Source organism: Lutibacter oricola (genome assembly GCF_900106565.1).
Lineage (GTDB): Bacteria > Bacteroidota > Bacteroidia > Flavobacteriales > Flavobacteriaceae > Lutibacter > Lutibacter oricola.
The window spans coordinates 42,028-66,029 of sequence record NZ_FNNJ01000014.1 but is presented as its reverse complement, the minus strand read 5'-3'; the positions used below and the strand labels follow the sequence as shown (position 1 = coordinate 66,029).

Here is a 24,002-nt window from a genome sequence, read left to right as displayed (position 1 = left end):
TTTAATGAATTACACGGAAACCGTAGATTGGATGTTTTCGCAATTGCCAATGTATCAAAGGCAAGGTAAAACAGCATTCAAAAAAGATTTATCAAACACGTTAGCTTTAAGTAAGCATTTAAATTTTCCTGAAAAAAAGTTTAAATCTGTTCACGTAGCTGGTACTAACGGCAAAGGCTCTACAAGTCATATGTTGGCCTCTGTTTTACAAGAAGCTGGTTATAAAGTTGGATTATACACTTCTCCACATTTAAAGGATTTTAGAGAACGAATTAAAATTAATGGTAACGTTATTTTAGAAAGTGATGTTGTTAATTTTATTTCAGATAATAAAGCATTTTTAGAAAAAAACAAACTGTCTTTTTTTGAAATGACTGTTGGGCTAGCTTTCGATTGTTTTGCGAAACAGCAAGTAGATATTGCCATTGTTGAAGTAGGATTAGGAGGAAGGTTAGATTCTACTAATATTATTACTCCAGAAGTTTCTGTAATTACAAATATTGGCTTAGATCATACACAATTTTTAGGTGAAACCTTACCCGAAATTGCTTTTGAAAAAGCTGGTATTATTAAACAAAATGTTCCTATTGTAGTTAGCGAATTTCAAAATGAAGTAATTTCAGTATTTAAAGATATTGCAGAAGAGAAAAAAGCCAAGCTTAACATTGCCTCTAAAAATATAGAAAGTAGCTTTAAAACAGATTTATTAGGTCTATATCAGCATAAAAATGTGAAAGCAGCAGTTTTAACTATTGAATTATTAAACGAAAAAGGTTTTAATGTTTCCAAAGAAAATTTAAAAAACGGATTATTGAACGTTGTTAAAAATACGCAGTTATTAGGTAGGTGGCAAATTTTACAACAAAGCCCAAAAGTAATTTGTGATACAGGCCATAATAAAGAAGGGCTTCTATACATAATGCAACAATTAAATGAAGAGTCTTATAATAATTTGCATATTGTGTTAGGTGTTGTAAATGATAAAGATTTAGGTAGTGTTCTACCACTTTTTCCTAAAAATGGAACCTACTATTTTTGTAAACCTAATATTCCAAGAGGATTAGATGCTACTATTCTTCAAAAAGAATCTTTAAAATTCAAATTAATAGGTGATTGTTACAATTCAGTTAATGAAGCTTTTGAAAGTGCAAAGAAAAACTCATTAGAAAATGACTTAATATTTATTGGAGGAAGTACCTTTGTAGTTGCTGAAGTAATTTAAATATTCTATATGGTTGATATTATATAAGTTAACGTGTATATGATGAAAAACTTTATTTTTTAGTTGTAAAACCTTTGTTTAATAAGAAAACTCGTTATATATTTGCATCCGCTTAGGGCAATTAGCTCAGTTGGTTCAGAGCACCTCGTTTACACCGAGGGGGTCGGGGGTTCGAATCCCTCATTGCCCACCAAAGTAAATCCTACTAGAAATAGTAGGATTTTTTTTGTGTAAAAATAAATATATGATAAATATCATATATTAGTTAAGTTACTTTTGTTACATTTGCATTGTAGATTTAATGATCTACATCTTTTTCATAGCAATTTTCCCTCTGAGCGTTTAGCTTATGAGGGTTTTTTATTTTTAAGAGGGCATTTATAGTTTATTTTTAGAATTACTTCTACCTACATACTTGTGGTCTTTTTTATCTGAAATAAATAATTTTACTTTTTTAAAAGAAAACCTTTGTTTAATAAGAAAACTCGTTATATATTTGCATCCGCTTAGGGCAATTAGCTCAGTTGGTTCAGAGCACCTCGTTTACACCGAGGGGGTCGGGGGTTCGAATCCCTCATTGCCCACCAAAGTAAATCCTACTAGAAATAGTAGGATTTTTTTTGTTAAATACTTAAGTAGTTTGTAAGCTCTTTTTGATAATCAATTATTTCTTTTTTAACAATAAATTGCCCCTTTGAAATAATATGTTGGTAAAAATTAATTACAGTAAATAAGATCTCTAATTCATTTTCTAGATAGCTATTATTATCAAAATAGGTGTAATTGGCGTTTTTATATTTTTTTAAAACTTTATCTATATCAGCAGTAATAATTGTTTTAAATAATTGATTAGTGTATAGATAGTCTATATGTTGTTTTAAACGTTTTTCTATTAACTTAACTTGTTTGAAATTAGTTTTTATTGCTTCAAATTTAGTGTTGTTTTGTAGAAAATGTAATGCTTCTGAAATGTCGTTATAAACAGTTATTAAGTTTTCGAACTTATTATAATATTCAAAGTAATTTTTATAAAGAGTTGTAAGTTTTTCTGTTTTAAGATTGTCTTTTTCAATTTTTTTGAAAAATAAATAAATGTTTATATCATTTGAATGAATTTTTTCTTTTAGAAGTTTAGTTTCTTTTTTTAAATTATTAATAATTGTAGCGCTGTGTTTGGAGTTATATACTTCTCCATCATAATCAAAAGTTTTGATTTTAAATTCTTTGTTTTTTATTTTGGTTAAAACATCGATGTCCGTTTTGTTAGCTTCATATTGTATAACATCCTCTAAAATTTCAGAAGAGAATAAACTTTTAAAGTTAATTGATTCATCATTTAAAAATTGGTGAAGCTCAAAATTAGCAATGTCTTTTATATCATAATACCCTTTAAATATAGGATCGAAAGAATTGTCGATATGATATGTCTCATATTCGTTTATAAAATCTGAAGGTGAGTATTCTTTAAAGTTGTTATTTGAATATTCAACATCTTTAAAAATATGATCTGTTAATTGTTGCTGTCTTTTAATATGGCTATTTAAAATTGAGTTTGCACTTGAGTTTTTTGCATTTGAAGGTTTTACATTTATTGCCTTTAGTTTTTCAACCCTATCTTTAGTACTTGGATGAGAAGCCCATTGATTATCTATGTTTAGTTTAGATTTATTATACTTGTTTAAATCATCTATAGAAACTTGTGGTAAATCTTGCTTAATTTTTAAACTGTCTTGATCAGCGAGAAAGTTAAGAACATCAAACTGATTGTGATAAATGTTTTTTGGTTTTATATTACTTTCAATTTTTTGTTCATAAAAGCTAATAGTATTGTTAAAAGAATAATCAATTAGCTCCATTCTTAGTAGCGAATTTATAAGTGGAGTTGAACCAGTTACATAAGCTGCAATTTCATCAGCTTGAAATTCCATTTCTCTAGATAGCTTTAAATACCGAGTATTTACATAGCTGTACATTTGTCTAAGAATCCATTGGATACCAGAAACTATTTTAACTGCTAATATCATAAAAATAGAAAAATAGCCGCTTGCTTCAGACCACTTTGAAATCATATTTTCATAAGATTCATTGTCGTATAATAGATTGTGTATAACATTATTTACGCTATAAACATAACTGCCAACCTTCATAGTGCTTTGTGAGAAATGTGCAAATTCGTGAGATAGAATTGCTTTTAATTCTTCTTCAGTTAATGCATTAATTAATCCTAAACCAATTACTAAGTTTTTTTTAATAGGAAAAAACATACTCCAAAAATTTGAATCGTAAAACACTGAAGCATTTACATCTGGAGATAAATAAACTCTTTTGGGTTTTTGTGTATCTATTGTAGTTGTTAATTCATCAATTAATTGAAATAATTTAGGTTCTTCATTTTTAGTTATTTCTATTAAATGAGATTTGTCTGTTTTATGTGTTTTAAACAAAAATTTAATTAAAAATAATAGTACCATAAAGCCCATACTTGCCAGACCGAAACCAAGAGCTAAAGTTATAAAATTTGGTTTTATTGCTATAACTAGTATAGCACCATAACCACAAAGTATAGTTAATCCAATCGCTAATAGAAAAAGTAGTATATATAGCAATGTAAATGCAACAATAGAAACAATGGCTTTTATTGTAGATTTAATAAATTCATCAGATGAAGTTATCTCATTTTTTATCATAGCATATGTAAAAATAAGTGATTCTTTCAAATGTATAGTTAAAAATTTAGGATTAAACTGATTTAAATCATTTTATTAACTTTGGTTTACGCTAATTCAAGCTTTAAAACCAAAAAAATATGAGGCTATTTTACTTTTTAATGTTCTGTTTTTTAATTACTTCTTGCAAGTTTGCTTCTGAAAAAAAAGAAAAAGATTTTCTAAACGATTCTAAAGAGTTGGAAAACAAGATGTTACCGAATATTTTTGTTGTAAAAAAAGTTTTTTATTCAAAAGATAGTTTGCCAATTTCAGCAGATTTTTATGAGGTAAATGAAATGAAACCTACTATTTTATTATGTCATCAAGCGGGGTATAGCAGAGGGGAATATAGAGATACTGCAATTAAATTAAACCATTTGGGGTTTTCTTGCGTAGCTATAGATCAGCGTTCAGGAAAAGAAGTTAATGGTTTAAAGAATGAAACAGTCTTAAAAGCTATAGATAAGGGGTTATCAACAGGTTATTTAGATGCTAAACAAGATATTGAAGCTGCTATAGATTATGTTTACGAAACAAATGGGAATCAGCCAATTATGTTGGTTGGTAGTTCTTATTCTGCAACGCTAGCTTTACTTGTTGGTAAATCTTCAAAAAAAGTGAAAGCAATAGCTGCTTTTAGTCCTGGAGAGTATTTTAAAAATATGAATGTAAAAGAGTTAATTGAAGGAATTGATAAACCAGTTTTTGTTACTTCGTCAAAAAAGGAAACTAAAGATTTAGAAGAATTAGTGTCATTACTAAATTTAGAGGTTTTAACACATTTTAAATCTGAAAAAGAAGGAATACACGGTTCGAGAGCTTTATGGGATTCAACCGATGGGAGCGAAGCTTACTGGGCAGCATTTAAAACGTTTATAAAAAAAAATAAGCCAACTAATTAGTTGGCTTATTTTATATATGTTTAAAACTAAATTTAATCGGTTGTAAATTTCCAAACCTGACCAATTGTAGCTCCACCTTTATCGTCTTTTACAACAACTTTCCAATAGTAAGTAGTTGTTCCTGCAATAGTAGCAGTGTAAGTTTTTTCTGCTTGATCTGCAGAAACTACAGTTGCTGGAGGATTATCTGTTCCAAAATATACATCATAAGCAAGTGTGTCAGCAGTATCAGCATCACTAGCATTCCATTCTAAACTAGTAGTTGCTGCTGTAGTAACTACTGAATTTAAAACTGGGCTAATTAATTCTGGAGAAAAAGGTAAATGGTTTACTATTCCAACACCTTCAGTATAAAATTGGTAAGTAGAAGAATATCCACTACTTGCATTTTCAGTATCTGTTGCTTTAACTCTCCAGTAATAAGCAACACCTTTATCTAAAGTTACAGATTTTGAAGTACCTGTTAAGTTAGAAAAACTATGCTCAATTGATGAGAATTGATTATTTGTAGAAATTTCTAATAAATATTTTACAGCATCTCCATCTGGATCTGTTGCAGCACCCCATTGGAACGTTAAATTATTATCAATACATAATAAATTGTTTGCTGGTTGAGTTAAGCTAGGGCTAGAAGGAGCATTGTTTTCTTCAGGTTCTGGGGTTGGAGGAGTATCACCACCACCACTAGATCCACCACATGACCAAAAACCAACTGCAATAACTGCTAAATAAAGAAATTTTCTCATTTTTAATTTTTTATAATTTTAAAAGTATATCTACTATTTGCGTAAACGTTTGCAATATACAAACTTTTTGGTAGGTTTTCAATATTAATATTAATCTTTCCAGCGCTAATTTTTGTGTTTAATTTTTTTATAAGTTGGCCATATATATTTAATATTTCTACTTTAACTTGGCTGTCACTTTCAGGAATTACAATTTCAAATAACCCTTTATTTGGGTTGGGATATACGGTAGCTAAATTAGAATGGTTTATAGATTCATAAATTTTACCTTCACAGTCGTTTTTACTAGAAATTTCGATAGTATCTCCTTCTAAAATATTAAAATCAAAAGTTTTTGAGCTTGTTTCAAATATAGAAACACCATTTATAGTTACGTTATAAGGTGCTGTTCCTTCATCAATAATAACACTCATTCTACCCGACTGGACACTGGATTTACCCGAAATAGTTGCTGCTGCTTCAATAGTAATAGAATAGCATTGCTCATACGTTTCACCTTCAACAGTTATGCATAAATTATATGTGCCAGGGCTTAAACCTTCAATAGTTGTAGAATTACTAAAAGTGTAATTTGTGCCATCTAGTATAGCTGTATAGTTTAGCGGTTCTATTGCTGAAATTAATAGTTGTCCATTATTTTCTCCATCACAAGTTTCACCAACAGTTTCTATTGTAAAGTTATTGTAAGCTAATGAGAAAATTTTACACCCTGTTGAATTAACTGTAACTCCTTCCATTGTATTTGGGCATAAATCTTCTGTATCTACAACACCATCATTATCGCTATCGTCTGTTGAAGTACCTCCACGGGGATCAGCTAGTTTTACTGTTGAATATAATTTGTATTCACCAGGGTTTAATGTTATACTTTCTGAAGTTGAAGTAATTGTTTTTTCTTCACCTGTAAAATACTCATACCAAGTTCCTGTTTTTGTAAACTGAATTGTAACAGGTTTTTCTGTAACATCAAAATTACCAGCCAAAACAACATCCATACTACTATGTTTTAAAGTAATTGTTTTTGTAAGGTTTGCAACATTTAATGTAAAATCGGTTGAATTAAAAACTGGTTGTTGCTTTTTAAATTCAATTAAAGTTTGCCAAGTACTGTATATGTGTTTTCTGTTAGCATTGTTTTCATAATCCCAATGAATTGGTTTTCTACCAACTCTACCATTTTCATCAATACTAATATCATAACCTAATTCACCAAATTGCCAAATCATTTTTGGCCCAGGAATAGTGAAAAAGAACATACCAGCTAATTCTTGTCTTGCTAAAGCTGTATTTAAATTTTTAACATTATAATCGTTGTTAGAATCATTTCCATAGGTTAAGTTTTTATACATTAAACGTTCTTCGTCATGACTTTCCATATAACCAACAACATTTGGAGTATTCCATCCTCGTTCTTTGTATGACATCCACGAAACGTCTGTGTCGCTTGTCCAACCCATAGTGTTTTGGTTGTAGTTATGGTTTAGATTACCCCATAGCATAATTCCATAATTTGCTAATTCTGTTTCTTCTGTGTTATCAGATAAATGTTCAAAAATTACATACGGTTTGTTAGTTGGAGCCTCATTCCAAACGTGGTCCGCATAATTTTTTAAAATTGAAATTCTTGCAGCATCATACGTACTTGCCCAATTGTCTGTACCAGACCATTGTGTGTTAGAGAAACCTTTTGTGAAATCGAATCTAAAACCATCAATTTTATATTCGTTTATCCAATACGATAAAACATCGTTAAAAAAGTTTACCGTATAAGTAGATTCGTGATTAAAATCTGATCCCCAATGAGCTGAGGTATTATCAATAAAATTATGGTCTTCGTTATACCAAGGATTATCTGCAGCGGGTTTGTTATCAGCATTATTCCAATACATTTGTGCCAAAGGAGATTGTCCGTAAGAATGATTAAAAACAACATCAGCTAAAACAGCAATTCCTCTGGAATGACATTCATCTACAAATTTTTTGAAATTGTTTTTTGTTCCGTATGCTTTATCAAGTGCAAAATATAATGCAGGGTTATAACCCCAACTATCTGCACCTTCAAACTCATTTATAGGCATTAATTCAATAGCATTAATACCTAAACTTTCTAAATAATCTAGTTTTGTTAAAGCTTCGTTATAAGAGTCAGATTCAGTAAAATCTCTAATATGAAGTTCGTAAATAATTAAATTATCTTGAGCTGGTTTTGTAAAATCTGCAACATTCCAAGTGTATGGAGTTTCGTTTATTAAAAAAGTAGAAACATAACCTTCAGTTAAGTTTGTTGGGTATTCTTTTAAGTTTGGATAGTTACCATCTTTAATATATTGATCTGTCCAAGGATCTAATATTTTTTCCGAATAAGGATCGGCAACTTTAATTGAATAATCTATAAAATATTGATACGCATATTCTGTGTCTATATCTAAACCTGGAATTGTAATCCAAAAATCTTCACCATCTTTATGCATTTGGTAGGCTGCATTTAATTGCCAGTCAGAAAAATCACCAATTAAAAATACATCATTTTTATTAGGTGCTTTTAATAAAAAAGTAACTGAATTATCATTGTTTATTGTTACGCCGTAGTTTGCATTACTTGGTTTTGTTATATTTTGAGTTGAAGTTTTAACGTATACAGAAATTTCAGTTTCTTTATTTTCTGAAGAAGTATTTGCAGTAGCTTTTAAAATATGATTACCTGTTGAGGAAAGATTATAAGTAGAAGATATATTTTTTGTGTTTGCTGAAGTTTTAATAGAAGTTCCTTCAACAAATAATTCTAAATCTGCATTAATAGAAGCTTCTGCAGAAATAGTAATATTGTCATTTAAATTATATACCGAGTAATTGGTAGGTGAAGTAAAGGCTATATTTAAACCTTCTTCGTAAATTTTTACAAAAATATTAGGACTTGTTTGTAGTGAACCATCTTCTGATCTAAAAACAAAACATAATTCAGTAATAGTTTCTGTAGTTGCTACTCCATAAAAATCATAAACATTAGGAGTAATTACTAATGTATATAAGTTAGAGTTTGTAGTGTCTTGAGTTAATTTAGGTTGGTCATTTTCTCCCCAGTCACTTATAACATTTTGCCATTGAGCACCACCATATGTTACACCTGTATGCGCGTAAATATCTCCAGTATAGTTTTCTAAACCTGTACCAGTAGTGTTTAAAGTTATAGTAATTTCATTTGTTGCAGTAGGCACAGTTGGTACTGTAGTTACTTGAGAAAATACATGGTTAAATGAAAATAGTATTGATAAGAAAAGTATTGCTTTTTTCATTTGTAATAATTTTATAATTGAGAAGTATTTTAGTAGTAGAAAATAAAGGCTGCTTAATAAGCAGCCTTTATTAAAAATATAAATTTTATTACCAAGCGTAAACCGCTATTGTAGGTGGAGTAACAGAAAAGTTAACTTCTATGTTATAAGTTCCTGCGGTTACAGGAATATTAGCTCCATTAGCTTCTAGTGAACCGTCATTTCCATCGTCACCATAATTTAATCCCCAGGCATCATTTTGACGAACTTTAATTTCTCCATCAGTTAATTCGATACCATTTATGTAGTAATAACCTTCGTTAATACCAAAATCTGGAATAAACTTAGTGTCTGGTCCATCCCAAGCATTTGGTGTTGCATCTCCAACAAGTCCCCAAACATCTGTTTCTTCAAAAGTATATGTTAGGTTATTTAAATCGAAAGTTACTAAGTAATGTCCTGCTGAAACAGCAATGTTGTCACCACCAGTTTCTAAAGAACCATCAAAACCAGTATCTCCATAATTTAATCCCCAATCATTATTGAATCTAAATTTAAATTCACCATCAGTTAGAGTTACCATTCCAACCCAATTATCTTGGTAAGAATTGTATTCTAATTTAAAGTCAGGTCCATCCCAACCATTTGGTGTAGCACTTCCAACTAATCCCCAAGTATATTCTTCCATTTCCCAAGTAAGAGCATCTAGGTTAATAGTAATTTTATATGAACCAGCAGAAACTGTAATATTATCTCCTGCGTTATCTAAAGTTCCATCCATTCCGGTGTCTCCATAGTTCTCTGTCCATAAATTATCTTTTCTAAACTTAATTTCTCCATCACGTAAATTTGCATATGCAACAAATACATTTGGTGTAGAAGTTGTGTAGAAAGGAATATCTGGAATGTTTTCATTACCCCAAGCACCTGGAGTTGCACTACCAACAACACCCCAAGCTGTAGATAAATCTAAAAGAGATGAGTAAGCAGTAACGGTTAAAGTAATAGGCTCTGAAAGCATAACTTGCGCATCACTAAGAGTTGTTTGAACTATTAGTTCTACATCTGTTTCTTCAGTAGGTTTAATACCTAATGATAATAATTTACCATTTAATTCTTCAACAGTAAATACTTTTGAAAGACTAGATCCAACTGCAGATATTTGCGGTGCTGAAAAATCTCCACCAGCAAAATCCATTAGTATTTGATATGATGCAGCTGCATCAAAACCAAAATTAGGATCTGTCCAAGAAACTGTAAGTATTTCATCTGTTGCAGTATCTTCTGTTAATAATACAGCGCTAGTTGATAAGCTAACTTCTGTATTAGCATCAGGATTTAGTTCTATAATTTCTTTGTCATCACAAGCTCCTAAAACTAATAGGAAACTAAGTAATATGACAGTTTTGTTTATTAATTTTTTCATTTTATTCTAATTTTTTAGTAACCTATGTTTTGAGTTAGGTTAGGATTTGTAGATAAAACATTAATAGGTAATGGGAATATATTTCTGTAGTCTGGAACAGAAAGACCATTAACTTCATCACCTTTAAATGGCCATAAGTAAGATTCAGTTGTAAAGTAATTGTAACGTACTAAATCTGTACGTCTTTGACCTTCCCAATATAATTCTCTTGATCTTTCGTCTAATACAAAATCTAAAGTTAAATCTGAACTTGAAATGTTTCCAGAAGTGTCTCCGTAAGCTCTTGTTCTTAATTCGTTAATTTTATTTACTGCAGTTCCTAAATCACCACCACCGCCTCTTAAAGCAGCTTCAGCATAGTTTAAGTAAATTTCTGCCAAACGAATTAAAGGTAAATCTGTATCAACAAAATCTCCACCAGCATCATTTCCTTGGTTTCCGTTTGAATCTACATTTTTAAACTTTTTAACAGCGTATCCATCTTCAAAAGGAGGAATAGATTCTATTTCAAGGTTTTGCCCATCAGAGTGGAACATACCTCTTTTATCTCCTAAATAAAGATCAATAGTATAAGTTAAAGTATCAAGATCTAAAGTAATATAATAAGTTCCTGCTGTAACAGCAATGTTGCTTCCGTCAGGTTCAATAGTATTATCAGCATCATTATCTCCGTAGTTGTTACCCCAGTCTTCAGCAAATCTGAATTTAAACTCACCATCCACAAGAGTTACATAAATTGCGTATTGGTTTGTTCCAGTTTCGTGCATTTCAGCATCAGGACCATCCCAGCCGTTTGGAGTAGCGCTACCAACAAGCCCCCAATCAGATTGAGTTCCTAAAGAAGCGTTTAAAGCATCAGTATCAACAGTAAATTTATTAACAAGACTTTTAGTGGTTCTTAGACCTCCCCAGCCTCCGTTAACTCCAAATTCTGAAGCATCCATATTTCCTCCAATTGCAGCGTGAACTAAGAAAGTTGTTCCACCGTAAGTTTGAGATTGTAATCCATCGAAATTTAAAGCATAAATAAATTCATCTTGCGCACCATTAGTATTGTTGTCTGCTAAGAATAATTCGTCGTAAGCAGATCCATTTCCATTAGCATCGTTCATATTAATTGAATATGAAGAACTCATTACTTTGTCTGAAAATATAACACAGTCTGCAAAACGATCTGTTCCTGTCCAAACTTGTGCATTTAAGTATAATTTAGAAAGTAAAGCCCAAGCAGCAACTTGATCAACTCTACCATACTCATTACCTGCTAATAAAATATCTTGAATTTCTAATAATTCAGCTTCAACAAAAGCAAATATTTCGGTTCTATTACTTTGCATTGGTAACTCTGTAGAAATTACAGTTGTTAAAGGTACATTTGCGTACATATCCATTAAGTTATAGTATGCAAAAGCTCTTAAAAATCTAGCTTCAGCAATATACGCTTCCACTTCAGTTTCAGATAATTCACTAGCATTCGCAATAAATGAATTACTAAAAGAAACAACTTGCGCTAAACGTGAGTACATTGCTTCAGTAAAGTCATTACTACTAGACCAATATAAACCGTGTAAATCTGGTAACCCTGGATCTCCCCAACCAACTACGGCGTGATCTGTTGTAATTTCATTTAAGTTAAATAACATTCTAGAGTATTGAGAAAAACCTTCATCAATATCTGCAATATCAGGTTGACCAGCAGGTCCTTCTTGTCCGGTTAATGCTAAACTAGCATATAGTTTAGCTAATGCTCCTTTTGCTGTGCTTGCATCAGCAAAAACATCCTCTTGTGTAAAACTATCTGGATCTATTGGTGATTGATCTAAGTCGTCGTGACACGATACAATGAACATTGAGATAGCAAGAGAAAATATGATTTTATTAAATATATCTTTCATTTCTTTTATTTTTAAAAGTCAATATTAACACCAAAAACAATTGATCTTGGTCTTGGGTAGAAATTATTATCTATACCACCATCTATTTCAGGATCTAATCCTTTGTAATCTGTTATGGTAGCAACATTTTGCATTGAACCATAAACTCTTAATGCAGTATCTTTAAAAACATTAGGTAGGTTATAACCTAAGGTAATATTATCTATTTTGAAGAACGAAGCTTCAGAAATATAGTAATCACTTAGTAGGCTATTTTCTGTAGAGTTTACAAAACCTGAGTTAAATTGATCTGTATGTAGGTTAGTTAAAATGCTATTTTCTGTAGCTCTTCTTAAATAACTTGTGCTTGAAGCAACGTTGTCGTAAGCGTAATTTCCTAAACTAGCTCTTGTTACAATTGCTAAATCAAAGTTTTTATATCTAAAGTTGGTATTTAATCCCATTAAAACATCAGCATAAGGATTATTATTAATGTATCTATCGTTATCATTAATAATATCATCTCCATTTCTATCAACAAAAACACCTTCAATTGGGCTTCCAGTAGCATCGTAAACTTGTTCGTAAACTAAGAAACTGTATGGTGCTTCACCTTCTGTATGTACCTGAACGTTGTTACCAACTCCACCACTAATTCCTCCAACAGCTTGGTCGAAAGGTAATTTGGTTACTTCATTATCATTAAAAGAAATGTTATAGTTTACATTCCATTCAAAGTCATCAGTTTTAACAGGTGTTGTATTTATAACAAATTCAATACCTCTATTTTCCATATCTCCAATATTTTTTTCAATTCTGTTTCCAAAATTTGTAAAAGGATCTACGAATGAAGAAGCTATTAAATCTTGTGTTTCTTTCAAATATACATTTACAGAACCTGTAATTCTTCTATCTAAAAGTCCGTAATCTATACCTACATTAAAAGTTCTACCAACTTCCCATTTTAATTCTTCGTTAAGAGGTTCTGGTCTGTATGTTTGATAGAAAGAATTTCCAAATTGATAATTAGCAGTAGATTGACTAGCTAAATAACTTGTTAAGAATTTGTAATCTGCTAATCCATTTACATTACCAACTTCACCATAACCAACACGTAATTTTAATTCGTTAAAAATACCATCTTCCATAAAGTCTTCTTTATGAATATTCCAAGCTAAAGCATATGAAGAGAAGTATCCCCAACGATCGTCTGGATTTAATTTAGACGAAGCATCTGCTCTTAAAGTAGCAGTCGCTAAATATTTTCCTTTATAATCATAATTTAAACGACCAAAGTATGATAATAATACATTTTTAGATTTATCAATAAACTCATAAGTATTACCATCTTCTTCATCTTCACTATCATAACTATAGTTGTCGAACTCAAATGATTGGTATGAATGACCAACAACAAAATTTAGAGAATGGTCTTCGTTAAATGTTTTGTTATAAGTTACATAAGCATCAAATAATTTATTTGTAGCTTCTTGCGTAAATGCAGTTCTAGAACCATTCCAACTAGTATCTGAAGTTGGCATAAACTCTGAAGTTATATTTCTACCGTGGCTATTAGATTTATCTAAACCAACATTTACAGTTGCAGTTACATCTGGGAAAAAGTGAAGTTTATAATCAACTTTTGCATTTCCTACCAATCTTCTAACTTCAGCAGTATCTTGGTTTAAAGCTAATTGAGCAACAGGGTTTGTAGGAGCCAAGTTTAATTGGTAACCGTTTGTTCCTGTCCAAGCGTAATAACCGGCAAAAATTGAATTTTCGTCATATACAGATTGTGTTGGGTCGAAAGAAGCAGCGTTTCCAATTGCATCTCTATTTGCAAATTTGTTTTCAGTATACATTCCACGAGCATTTAATTCAATTTTTAAATGATCGTCTAAAAAACTAGGTGATAAGTTTAATGAAGCCGTTGTACGTTTAAATTCATCTCCTTTTAAAGTACCTTCGTGGTCTGAGTGACCAACAGAAGCTCTCATTGGAACACCCCAAGCATTACCTAAAGCACTAATTGAATGGTCTGTACCAATAGCTCCAACATAAATTTGATCTTGCCAATTTGTATCAGCATTTCCTAATCTTGCAATCGCATCAGCATCACCAGTTTGTTCAATTAAATTACTAAACTGATCGGCATTCATTACATCTACTTCATCAATTGCAGTATATAATGTAGTTGAAGAATTTACGTTAAATTTAAATTCTGTGTCTTTACCCTTTTTAGTAGTAATCATAATTACACCATTGGCAGCTCTAGATCCGTAAATTGAAGTAGCAGAGGCATCTTTTAATACCACCATACTTTCAATATCATTAGGATTTATAAGGTTTAATACATTTCTTGAACCTCCAACACCACCATCGTTTAATGGAACACCGTCAACAACAATTAAAGGAGAGCTAGTTAAAGATAAAGATCCTAAACCTCTAATAACAATGTTTTGTCCCTCACCAGGAGCTCCACCACCAGATGTTACAGAAACACCCGCAACTTTACCGTTTATTAATTGTTGAGCAGAAACTACGTTTCCTTTATTAAAATCATCCGAAGTAATTAAATCGGCAGATCCTGTTAAATCTTCTTTCTTAACAGATCCATATCCAATTACAACAACTTCATCTAAAGATTCAGTATCTTCTACTAATTGAACATTAATAGTAGTTGAGTTTACTGTTAGTTCTTGGGTTTTGAATCCCATATAAGAAACAACTAAAATATCTCCAGTTTTAACATTTTCAAGAATATAGTTTCCATCAAAATCTGTAGAGGTACCAATAGTGGTTCCTTTAATTAAAATGTCAACACCAGGTAAGCCCGAGCCGCTGGAAGCTTCTGTTACTTTACCTTTAACTGCTTGTTGAGCAAACATTGCTAAAGGAAATAGAAGTATGACACTAAACAAAAAAATTCTAAAATTTTTCATCTATTTTAAGTTAATTATTAATTAAGGTTTGTTTTAAAAATTTGTATTACAATTACTTTACATTTCACTATGTGAATTTACGGACTTAACATTTACTTAACAATTGAAGCGGTCTTTTTTAATGTCACTACAACGTTTTCGTGTTCATAACTTTTTTACTACAACGTTAGAGTAAATTTTCGTTTTTGAAGGACGAAATTGTGAAAATAGCATTTTTTTAAGGTGTATTTTTTTATATTTTAAATTAAACTAGCTATTTTTATTATGTTTGTATGTGACTGTTGTAAACATTAATTTTATCTTTGTAAAACAAGGTGTAAGATTAGTTACTAATTCAAAATTTTTAAATGAAGCAAAGAATAACGTTAAAGAAAATAGCAAGAGAATTTGGAGTTTCAATTTCAACTGTTTCTAAAGCTTTAAAAAATAGTAATGAAATTAGTGGAGAATTACGTGATAAAATCAAAGCCTTTGCAGATTATTATAACTATAAACCTAATAGTTTAGCGCTTCAACTTAGAAATCAAAAAACATCAGTAATTGGTGTTATTATACCAGAAATTGTGCATCATTTTTTCTCTACCGTTATAGACGGAATAGAAGTGTATGCTAATGAAAAAGGGTATAATGTAATGGTTTGTTTATCTAACGAATCGTTTGAAAAAGAGGTTGCGAATATTAGTGTTTTAGCAAATGGAACTATTGATGGTTTAATAGTTTCAATTGCACGTGGAACACAGAAAAAAGATAACTATCATCATTTTGAAGAACTAATAAAAGAAGATTTTCCATTGGTTTTGTTTGATAGAGTTAATGATGCCTTAAAATGCGATAAAGTTATTATTGACGATATTGGAGGAGGTTATAGCGCAGCAGAACATTTATTAGAAATTGGTTCGAAAAGAATTGCTTTATTAACCACTCAAGATTTTATTACTGTTGGAGCTTTGCGAAAAGTTGGTTACCGAAAAGCTATGCAAAATGCAGGTTTAGATGTAGATGAAGACTATGTGTTTAAGTTAGATGATGCTGAGGATTTGTACGAGCAGATTGAAAAAGTTTTTGAATTGGAGCAAGCGCCTGATGCAATTTTAGCAGTGAATGAAATTTACGCTGCAATTGCAATGAAAATTGCCAAAGAAAAAGGATATAAAATACCGGATGATATTGCAGTTCTTGGATTTACAAGTGGACTAATTTCTGAATTTACTTCACCGCCTTTAACATCGGTAGTTCAACACGGTTTTTTAATGGGACAAAAATCAGCAGAATTATTAATTAATAGAATAGAACATACTGCAGGTAAAGAATATCACAAAGAAGTGATTTCAACCAATTTAAAAATTAGAGAATCAACAAAAAGATGATAAATATTTTATAAACTCAATAATTTATTTATATATTTGCAAAGTAAAAGCAATTTTACAAGTATTACATTATTTCACACTTCACATAAACAATCGAGGCTAAATTAGCTTTGCATTGTTGTAATACTATTTTAATATTAACATTATGGAAAAACGGAAACTAAGTTTCTGGGATATCTGGAATATGAGTTTCGGATTCTTAGGAATTCAAATGGGTTTTGCTTTGCAAAATGCCAATGCCAGTAGAATATTGCAAATTTTTGGCGCCGACGTACACGAATTATCTTGGTTTTGGATAGTTGCACCTTTAACAGGTTTAATTGTTCAACCAATAATTGGGTACTATAGCGATAAAACTTGGACTAGACTAGGAAGAAGAAGACCATACTTTTTAACAGGAGCATTGTTAGCATCACTGGGATTAATTTTAATGCCAAATGCAGATATGTTTACAGCATTTATGCCTGCTTTATGGGTTGGTGCTGGTATGTTAATGATTATGGATGCTTCGTTTAATGTAGCAATGGAACCATTCAGAGCGTTAGTTGCAGATTTATTACCATCAGATCAACGTACATTAGGTTTTAGTATTCAAACTGTGCTTATAGGTATTGGTGCGGTTATTGGATCTTGGTTACCGTATGTGCTTACAAATTGGTTTGGAGTTGTAAATGAAGCTGAGCCTGGAGCAGTACCAACAAATTTATTATGGTCTTTTATAATTGGAGCTTCGGTTTTGGTTATCAGTATTTTAGTAACTGTATTTACAACAAAAGAATATTCTCCAGAGGAAGTAGCTTTAATGTCTAAGGATGAAGAGCCGGAAGAGGAAGAATCGAGTTTGTTAAATATATTTTCTGATTTTAAGAAAATGCCTTTGACAATGAAACAATTGAGCTCTGTTCAGTTTTTCTCTTGGTTTGGATTATTTGGAATGTGGGTGTTTTCTACACCGGCAATTGCACATCATATTTACGGTTTATCATTAGATGATCACGGAGATGCTTTTCAAAAAGCAGGTGATTGGGTTGGAATTCTATTTGGGGTTTACAATGCTGTTTCTGCTGTGTATGCTTTCTTTTTACCTGCAATAGCAAAAAAACTGGGTAGAAAAAAGACACATGCTTTCTCATTAATTTGTGGAGGTCTAGGATTAATTTCAATCTATTTTGTGCCAAATGAAAACTGGTTATTTCTTTCAATGTTTGGAATTGGTATTGCTTGGGCGAGTATTTTAGCAATGCCATATGCAATTTTAGCAGGTTCAATTCCAGCTAGAAAAATGGGTGTTTATATGGGTATATTCAATTTCTTTATTGTATTACCTCAAATTATAAACGCACTAATTGGAGGGCCAATTGTAAAGTATGTTTATGGTGGAAATCCAATATTTGCTATTGTAATTAGTGGTGTTTCATTATTAATTGCAGCAATGTTAGTAGTAAGAGTAAAAGATGTAGATGACGAAGTAATAACAGATAATTAAAATGAAAAAAGAAATAGCATTTATATTCGATTTGGATGGTGTAATTGTAGATACTGCAAAATATCATTTTTTGGCTTGGAGAAATTTAGCAATCCAATTAGGGTTCGAATTTACTGAAGAGCATAATGAACTATTAAAAGGTGTTAGTAGAGTTAAATCATTAGAAATCTTATTAAATATTGGTAAGGTTGAAATTTCAGAAGAAGAAAAACAAAAATACTTAGTACAAAAAAATACAGAGTACTTAGGTTTTGTAAATAAAATGACTTCTGATGAAATATTACCTGGTGTAAATGATTTGTTGAACTATTTAGATGCAAATAAAATAACCTATGCATTAGGTTCAGCAAGTAAAAATGCTCCTTTAATTTTAGAAAAGGTCGGTTTATACAGTCGTTTTTCAGCAATAGTTGATGGAAACGATGTTAGTAAAGCAAAACCAGATCCAGAAGTATTTTTAATTGGAGCTAAAAAATTAGAAATGAAAACTGAAAACTGTGTAGTAGTAGAAGATGCTATAGCAGGAGTTGAAGCAGCAAAAGCAGCAAATATGACTTGTGTAGGTATAGGAGAAAAAGAAGTATTGGGTCATGCTGATTTTGTGTTTGGTGATATGACAGGATTTACTCCTGAATTTTTAAATCAACTAATAAACTAAAAAATGAATAAGAATTATATAGTACCTAGTGAATGGTCTATTATAGAGAACGGCTTTGATGCTGATAATGTAGAGGCATCTGAAAGTTTGTTTAGTATAGGTAACGGTTCTATGGGACAACGTGCCAATTTTGAAGAAGATTATTCAGGAAAAACTTTTCAAGGAAGTTATATTGGAGGTATTTATTACCCAGATAAAACACGCGTTGGATGGTGGAAAAACGGTTATCCTGAGTATTTTGCAAAAGTGTTAAATGCACCGAACTGGATTGGTATTCATATTAAAATTAACGGAACAACATTCGATTTAAATACGTGTAAAATTTCAGATTTTAAGCGTGAATTAAATATGAAAGAAGGTTGGTTAAGTCGTTCTTTTACTGCTGAAATTCCTTCTGGAGAAAAAGTTGAGGTTACAACAAAACGTTTTGTTTCAGTAGAAATTAACGAAGTTGGAGCAATAGAATACAGTGTAAAAGCTGTTAACTTTTCAGGAGCAATAGAATTTGCACCGTATGTAGATTCAGGAATTATGAATGAAGATACAAACTATGATGAATTTTTCTGGGAAATTTTAGAAGTAATTGACGGGGATAACAATGCGTGTATTCTTTCAAAAACCTTAAAAACTGAATTTCACGTAGCAACAGCTATGCAAGTTTCGTTTGCTATTAATAATAAAGAAGTTTCGGCAACTAAAGAAACTTCAAAAGAAGAGAAAAAAATTACGCACACCTATAAATTACAAGTTTTAGAAGGTGATGTAGCTACTATTTATAAATATGCTTCGTACACGAGTTCTATGAACTATGAAATTGCAGATTTGGTAGAAGCTTCATTTTTAAATGTTGAAAAAGCTGCTAATTTAGGTTTTAATGCTTTGCTAGCATCTCAAATTAAATCTTGGGACGAAATTTGGAAAACAGCGGATATTGTAATTGAAGGTGATGTAAAAGCGCAACAAGGAATCCGTTTTAATATTTTTCAATTGAATCAAACCTATATGGGAACCGATGCTCGTTTAAATATTGGTCCAAAAGGGTTTACTGGAGAAAAATATGGAGGAAGTACTTATTGGGATACGGAAGCTTATTGTATTCCATTTTATATGGCAACAAAAGATCAAAGTGTTGCAAAAAACTTATTGAAATACCGTTACAATCAGTTAGATAAAGCTATTGAAAATGCAGAAAAATTAGGATTTACTAATGGAGCTGCATTGTATCCAATGGTTACTATGAATGGTGAAGAATGCCATAACGAATGGGAAATTACGTTTGAAGAAATTCACCGTAATGGAGCTATGATTTATGGTATTTATAACTACGTAAATTACACACAAGATTTTGCTTATATTCCAGAATTTGGTTTAGAAGTAATGATTGCTATTGCTCGTTTTTGGCACCAACGTGCTAATTATTCAGCAGCAAAAGACAAGTATGTAATTTTAGGTGTAACAGGACCAAATGAATACGAAAATAACATTAACAATAATTACTATACAAACTATTTAGCAAAATGGTGTATTGAGTATACTGTTGAATGTTTAAATAAAGTAAAAGAAGACTACAAAGAAGATTTTGACCGTGTTATTGAAAAAGCAAATTTAACTGCAGAAGAAACATACGAGTGGTTAAAAGTGTCAGATAATATGTATTTTCCATATAGTGAAGAACACAATGTTTATTTACAGCAAGATGGATTTTTGGATAAAGAATTAATCCCAACTGATAAATTAGAAGCTTCACAAAGACCAATTAATCAAAAATGGTCTTGGGATCGTATTTTGCGTTCTTGTTATATTAAACAAGCAGATACACTTCAGGGTATGTATTTGTTTGAAGATAGATTTTCAAAGGAAGAATTAGAACGTCATTTCGATTTTTATGAACCAATAACAGTTCACGAATCTTCTTTATCTCCTTGTGTACATTCAATTTTGGCAGCTTCAATAGACAGAATGCCAAAAGCGTACGAAATGTATTTACGCACCTCTCGTTTAGATTTAGATGATTACAATCACGAGGTTCACGAAGGTTGTCATATTACAAGTATGGCTGGTACGTGGATGGCTGTTGTGCAAGGTTTTGGAGGAATGCGTGTTTGGCAAGATGGAATTTTAGCGTTCAACCCTCAAATTCCTGAAGAATGGAAATCATATTCATTCACAATTAATTTCAGAGGAAATACTATTAAGGTTTACAAATCTCAAACAGAATGTAAATTCTTTAATGAATCTGAAAATGAAATTAAACTAATTGTAGATAATAAAGAAATTATTTTAACACCAAGTGTTGAAGTAGTTTTATAAAGAAATTTTGGTGGTTGAATTTAATTCAACCACCAAAATTTTATACCTTTTATTCCCATTTTAAAAACTTAAATTAAACTCAATGAAAAAGTTAGGTTTTATATTCTTATTGCTATGTACTTTTAATATTCAAGCTCAAAAGGTTGAACGAGTAGAACCGCCAAGCTGGTGGGTTGGTATGGAGCATAACCAAATAGAACTAATGGTTTATGGCGAAAATATATCGCAACATACACCTTCAATAAAAAATAAAAACATTGCTATAAAGCAAATTAAGAAAACGCAAAATAAAAATTATTTATTTGTAACTATAGATGTTTCAAAAGCACAAGCCGGAACTTTTAAAATAGATTTTAAAAAGAAAGGTAAGCGAAATAATTTTAGTGTAGATTATGAGTTGAAAGAAAGAAAAAAAGATTCAAAAAATAGAATTGGTTTTAATAGTTCAGATGTAATTTACTTAATAACTCCAGACCGTTTTGCAAATGCAGATACTTCAAACGATTCTGTAGAAGGTTTAAACGAACAAGGTATAGATAGAAAACACGATTATGCGCGTCACGGTGGTGATATTAAAGGAATTACCAATCACGTAGATTATATTCAAAATATGGGTTTTACTGCTGTTTGGCCAACTCCTGTGTTAACAAATGATATGAAAGAAAGCTCATATCACGGTTATGCAATGACCGATTTTTATCAAGTAGATCCTCGTTTTGGTTCGTTAGAAGATTATAAAGAATTGTCTTCAGAATTGAAAAAAAGTAATATGAAATTGGTAATGGACCAAGTAGCAAATCATATTGGGTTAGAACATTGGTGGATGAAAGATTTACCAACAAACGATTGGGTAAATTTTCAAGAAGAACATTTAGCAGGTAAATTTGTAAATACAAACCATAGAAGAACTACTAATCAAGATAGTTACGCTTCAAAAAGCGATAAAAAATTAATGAATGAAGGTTGGTTTGTGTCTTCAATGCCAGATTTAAATCAAAACAATCCTTTGTTGGCAACGTACTTAATTCAAAATAGTATTTGGTGGATTGAAACCTTAGATTTAGGTGGAATTAGACAAGATACGTATCCATATCCAGACAAACATTTTATGAGTAATTGGGCTGGAGAAATTATGAAAGAATATCCAAATTTTTCAATTGTTGGAGAAGAGTGGAGTTACAATCCGCTGTTGGTTGGTTATTGGCAAGATGGAGCAAATAACAAAGATGGTTACAAGTCTAACTTAAAATCTTCAATGGATTTCCCAATGGAAAGAGCCATTATTGAAGCTGTAAACGAAGAAGAAAAATGGGATACAGGTTTGGTAAAAATGTACGAAGGTTTGGCAAATGATTTTCATTATACAAATCCAAAGGATATTTTAATTTTTGTTGATAATCACGATAAAAGTCGAATTTTTACTGAAACTAAAGAAGATATTGCTAAAACAAAAATGGCAGTAAGTTATATGTTAATGCTTCCAAGAATTCCACAATTGTATTACGGAACAGAAATTTTAATGGAAGACACTGCAAAACCTGGAGATCACGGATTAATTCGTTCCGATTTTCCTGGTGGTTGGAAAAACGATAAAGTTAATGCATTTACAGGAAAAGGTCTTTCAAAAGATCAAAAAGGAATGCAGGATTTTCTAAAAACAATTCTAAATTATCGTAAAACAAGTGAAGCAATTCATTCTGGAAAAACAGTTCATTTTGCTCCAGATTTTGCAACGTATACATTGTTTAGAATTAAAGGAGATGAAATTGTAACTTTCATTTTGAATAAAAACGAAGAAGAGTACGAATTAGATTTAAACCGTTTTGAAGAGATAGGTTTAAAAGGAAAAAAAGTTAAAAATATTTTAACGAATAAAACTTTTACTTGGAAAGAAAAACTGAAAGTAAAAGCGAATGGAGTTACTATTTTAACTACAAAATTATAAGTTGTCATTTCGACAGAGCGAGGTACTAGCGACGAGAAATCTCAAATTTGTTATTAATTTAATTGGGATTCTTTGTTTCACTTCGTTACTTTCAAAATGACAAAAATTAGATAATTGTCATTCCTGCGTAAGCATGAATCCATAAAGAAAAACAGGAAACAATGAAAAAACTAACAATCCTTTTTTTATTAGCAATAATCACATTTTCTTGTAAACAAGAAAAAAAAGTTGAACCTAAAAATGAAGTTTTAAAAATCCAATTTTCAGAATACACTGGAAAATTAGCTTCAGGAACTATAAAAAGAATTGATACTTTGCAATCTAAATATGTTCGTCCAAGAACAGTTGATGTTTGGTTGCCAGAAGGCTATTCAGAAAATGAAAAATATGCTGTTTTGTATATGCACGACGGACAAATGTTGTTTGATGCTGAATCTACTTGGAACAAACAAGAGTGGAAAATTGACGAAATAATGAGTCAATTAATGGCTGAAAATAAAATTAGAAAAACCATTGTTGTAGCAATTTGGAATCATGCAGATATTCGTCATCCAAATTATTATCCGCAAAAACCATTTGAAACGTTACCTAAAAAGTTTTTAGATTCAATTATTGCAGTTGGAAAAAAACAATATGGAAGTAATTTTGAATCACCAGATTCTGACAATTATTTAAAGTTTATTGTTGAAGAAGTGAAACCAGTAATTGATGCTAATTTTTCGGTATACACAAATGCTGAAAATACCTTTGTGTCAGGTTCAAGTATGGGAGGTTTAATTTCGATGTATGCCTTGTGCGAATATTCAAATGTGTTTGGTGGTGCAGCTTGTTTGTCAACTCATTGGCCTGGAATTACTCCTTTTGAAGGAAATCCAGTTCCAGAAACGTTTTTTAAATATTTGGAAGAAAATTTACCATCAGCAAAAACGCATAAAATCTATTTTGATTACGGAACAAGAACTTTAGATAAGTTTTATTTACCATACCAACACAGAGTAGATGAGGTGTTGAAGTTTAAAGGTTTTGATGAGATAAATTCAAGAAATTTAAAGTTTGAAGATCACGATCATTCAGAAAATTCTTGGAATCAGCGTTTTCAAATTCCTGCAGAGTTTTTACTGAAGGAGTAATCAGTAGTTCGTCA

General features: G+C 31.0%; 14 protein-coding genes and 2 tRNA genes. 10 read left to right on the top strand and 6 right to left on the bottom strand.

Features of this window, described 5'->3' with window-relative positions; all coding sequences use genetic code 11:
• Window positions 1-4 precede the first annotated feature (4 nt).
• The 3 genes from BLU40_RS16490 to BLU40_RS16480 all read left to right on the top strand — a co-directional run bounded on the left by BLU40_RS16490 (window position 5) and on the right by BLU40_RS16480 (window position 1,809).
• Window positions 5-1,222, top strand: coding sequence for a bifunctional folylpolyglutamate synthase/dihydrofolate synthase (locus tag BLU40_RS16490; protein WP_090126299.1), 1,218 nt, complete (start codon window positions 5-7; stop codon window positions 1,220-1,222).
• A gap of 115 nt (window positions 1,223-1,337) precedes the next feature.
• Window positions 1,338-1,415 (top strand) — tRNA-Val (locus BLU40_RS16485).
• Window positions 1,416-1,731: 316 nt separating this feature from the next.
• Window positions 1,732-1,809: transfer RNA gene (locus tag BLU40_RS16480), tRNA-Val, on the top strand.
• A gap of 36 nt (window positions 1,810-1,845) precedes the next feature.
• Here BLU40_RS16480 and BLU40_RS16475 read toward each other — a convergent pair.
• Window positions 1,846-3,939 carry a M48 family metallopeptidase gene (locus BLU40_RS16475; RefSeq protein WP_139170985.1) on the bottom strand — a complete coding sequence of 698 codons (2,094 nt, stop codon included), beginning with the start codon at window positions 3,937-3,939 and terminating at the stop codon, window positions 1,846-1,848.
• 89 nt (window positions 3,940-4,028) lie between these two features.
• Here BLU40_RS16475 and BLU40_RS16470 point away from each other — a divergent pair, with 89 nt between their 5' ends.
• Window positions 4,029-4,832, top strand: coding sequence for an alpha/beta hydrolase (locus BLU40_RS16470; protein WP_090126293.1), 804 nt, complete (start codon window positions 4,029-4,031; stop codon window positions 4,830-4,832).
• A gap of 32 nt (window positions 4,833-4,864) precedes the next feature.
• On the opposite strand, the gene BLU40_RS16465 is transcribed toward BLU40_RS16470, so the two are convergent.
• The 5 genes from BLU40_RS16465 to BLU40_RS16445 form a co-directional block, all read right to left on the bottom strand.
• The gene (locus BLU40_RS16465; protein ID WP_090126290.1) at window positions 4,865-5,578 is read right to left on the bottom strand and encodes a hypothetical protein; all 714 of its coding nucleotides are present in this window, start codon (window positions 5,576-5,578) and stop codon (window positions 4,865-4,867) included.
• 2 nt (window positions 5,579-5,580) lie between these two features.
• On the bottom strand, window positions 5,581-8,871 hold the full coding sequence (locus BLU40_RS16460) for an alpha-amylase family glycosyl hydrolase (protein WP_090126287.1): 3,291 nt from the start codon (window positions 8,869-8,871) through the stop codon (window positions 5,581-5,583).
• An 88-nt stretch (window positions 8,872-8,959) separates the two neighbouring features.
• The gene (locus tag BLU40_RS16455) at window positions 8,960-10,276 is read right to left on the bottom strand and encodes a SusE domain-containing protein (protein ID WP_090126285.1); all 1,317 of its coding nucleotides are present in this window, start codon (window positions 10,274-10,276) and stop codon (window positions 8,960-8,962) included.
• A 14-nt stretch (window positions 10,277-10,290) separates the two neighbouring features.
• Window positions 10,291-12,171, bottom strand: a complete 1,881-nt coding sequence (locus BLU40_RS16450) for a RagB/SusD family nutrient uptake outer membrane protein (RefSeq protein WP_090126282.1) — start codon at window positions 12,169-12,171, stop codon at window positions 10,291-10,293.
• An 11-nt stretch (window positions 12,172-12,182) separates the two neighbouring features.
• Window positions 12,183-15,092 (bottom strand): SusC/RagA family TonB-linked outer membrane protein, encoded by a 2,910-nt coding sequence (locus tag BLU40_RS16445; RefSeq protein ID WP_090126280.1) that lies wholly within the window; start codon window positions 15,090-15,092, stop codon window positions 12,183-12,185.
• 347 nt (window positions 15,093-15,439) lie between these two features.
• Between BLU40_RS16445 and BLU40_RS16440 the strand changes: the two genes are divergently transcribed.
• From BLU40_RS16440 to BLU40_RS16415, 6 genes are all read left to right on the top strand, one after another.
• Window positions 15,440-16,459, top strand: coding sequence for a LacI family DNA-binding transcriptional regulator (locus BLU40_RS16440; protein WP_090126277.1), 1,020 nt, complete (start codon window positions 15,440-15,442; stop codon window positions 16,457-16,459).
• Between the two features lie 145 nt (window positions 16,460-16,604).
• Entirely contained in the window at window positions 16,605-17,945 is a 1,341-nt protein-coding gene (locus BLU40_RS16435) for an MFS transporter (protein ID WP_090126275.1), read from the top strand.
• Window position 17,946: 1 nt separating this feature from the next.
• Window positions 17,947-18,603, top strand: coding sequence for a beta-phosphoglucomutase (pgmB, locus tag BLU40_RS16430; protein ID WP_090126272.1), 657 nt, complete (start codon window positions 17,947-17,949; stop codon window positions 18,601-18,603).
• Window positions 18,604-18,606: 3 nt separating this feature from the next.
• Window positions 18,607-20,913, top strand: a complete 2,307-nt coding sequence (locus BLU40_RS16425) for a glycoside hydrolase family 65 protein (RefSeq protein ID WP_090126269.1) — start codon at window positions 18,607-18,609, stop codon at window positions 20,911-20,913.
• Window positions 20,914-20,995: 82 nt separating this feature from the next.
• Entirely contained in the window at window positions 20,996-22,858 is a 1,863-nt protein-coding gene (locus tag BLU40_RS16420) for a glycoside hydrolase family 13 protein (RefSeq protein ID WP_090126266.1), read from the top strand.
• A 161-nt stretch (window positions 22,859-23,019) separates the two neighbouring features.
• A complete protein-coding gene (locus BLU40_RS16415; RefSeq protein ID WP_090126263.1) occupies window positions 23,020-23,988 on the top strand; it encodes an alpha/beta hydrolase in 969 nt (322 codons plus the stop codon).
• The last annotated feature ends 14 nt before the right edge of the window (window positions 23,989-24,002 follow it).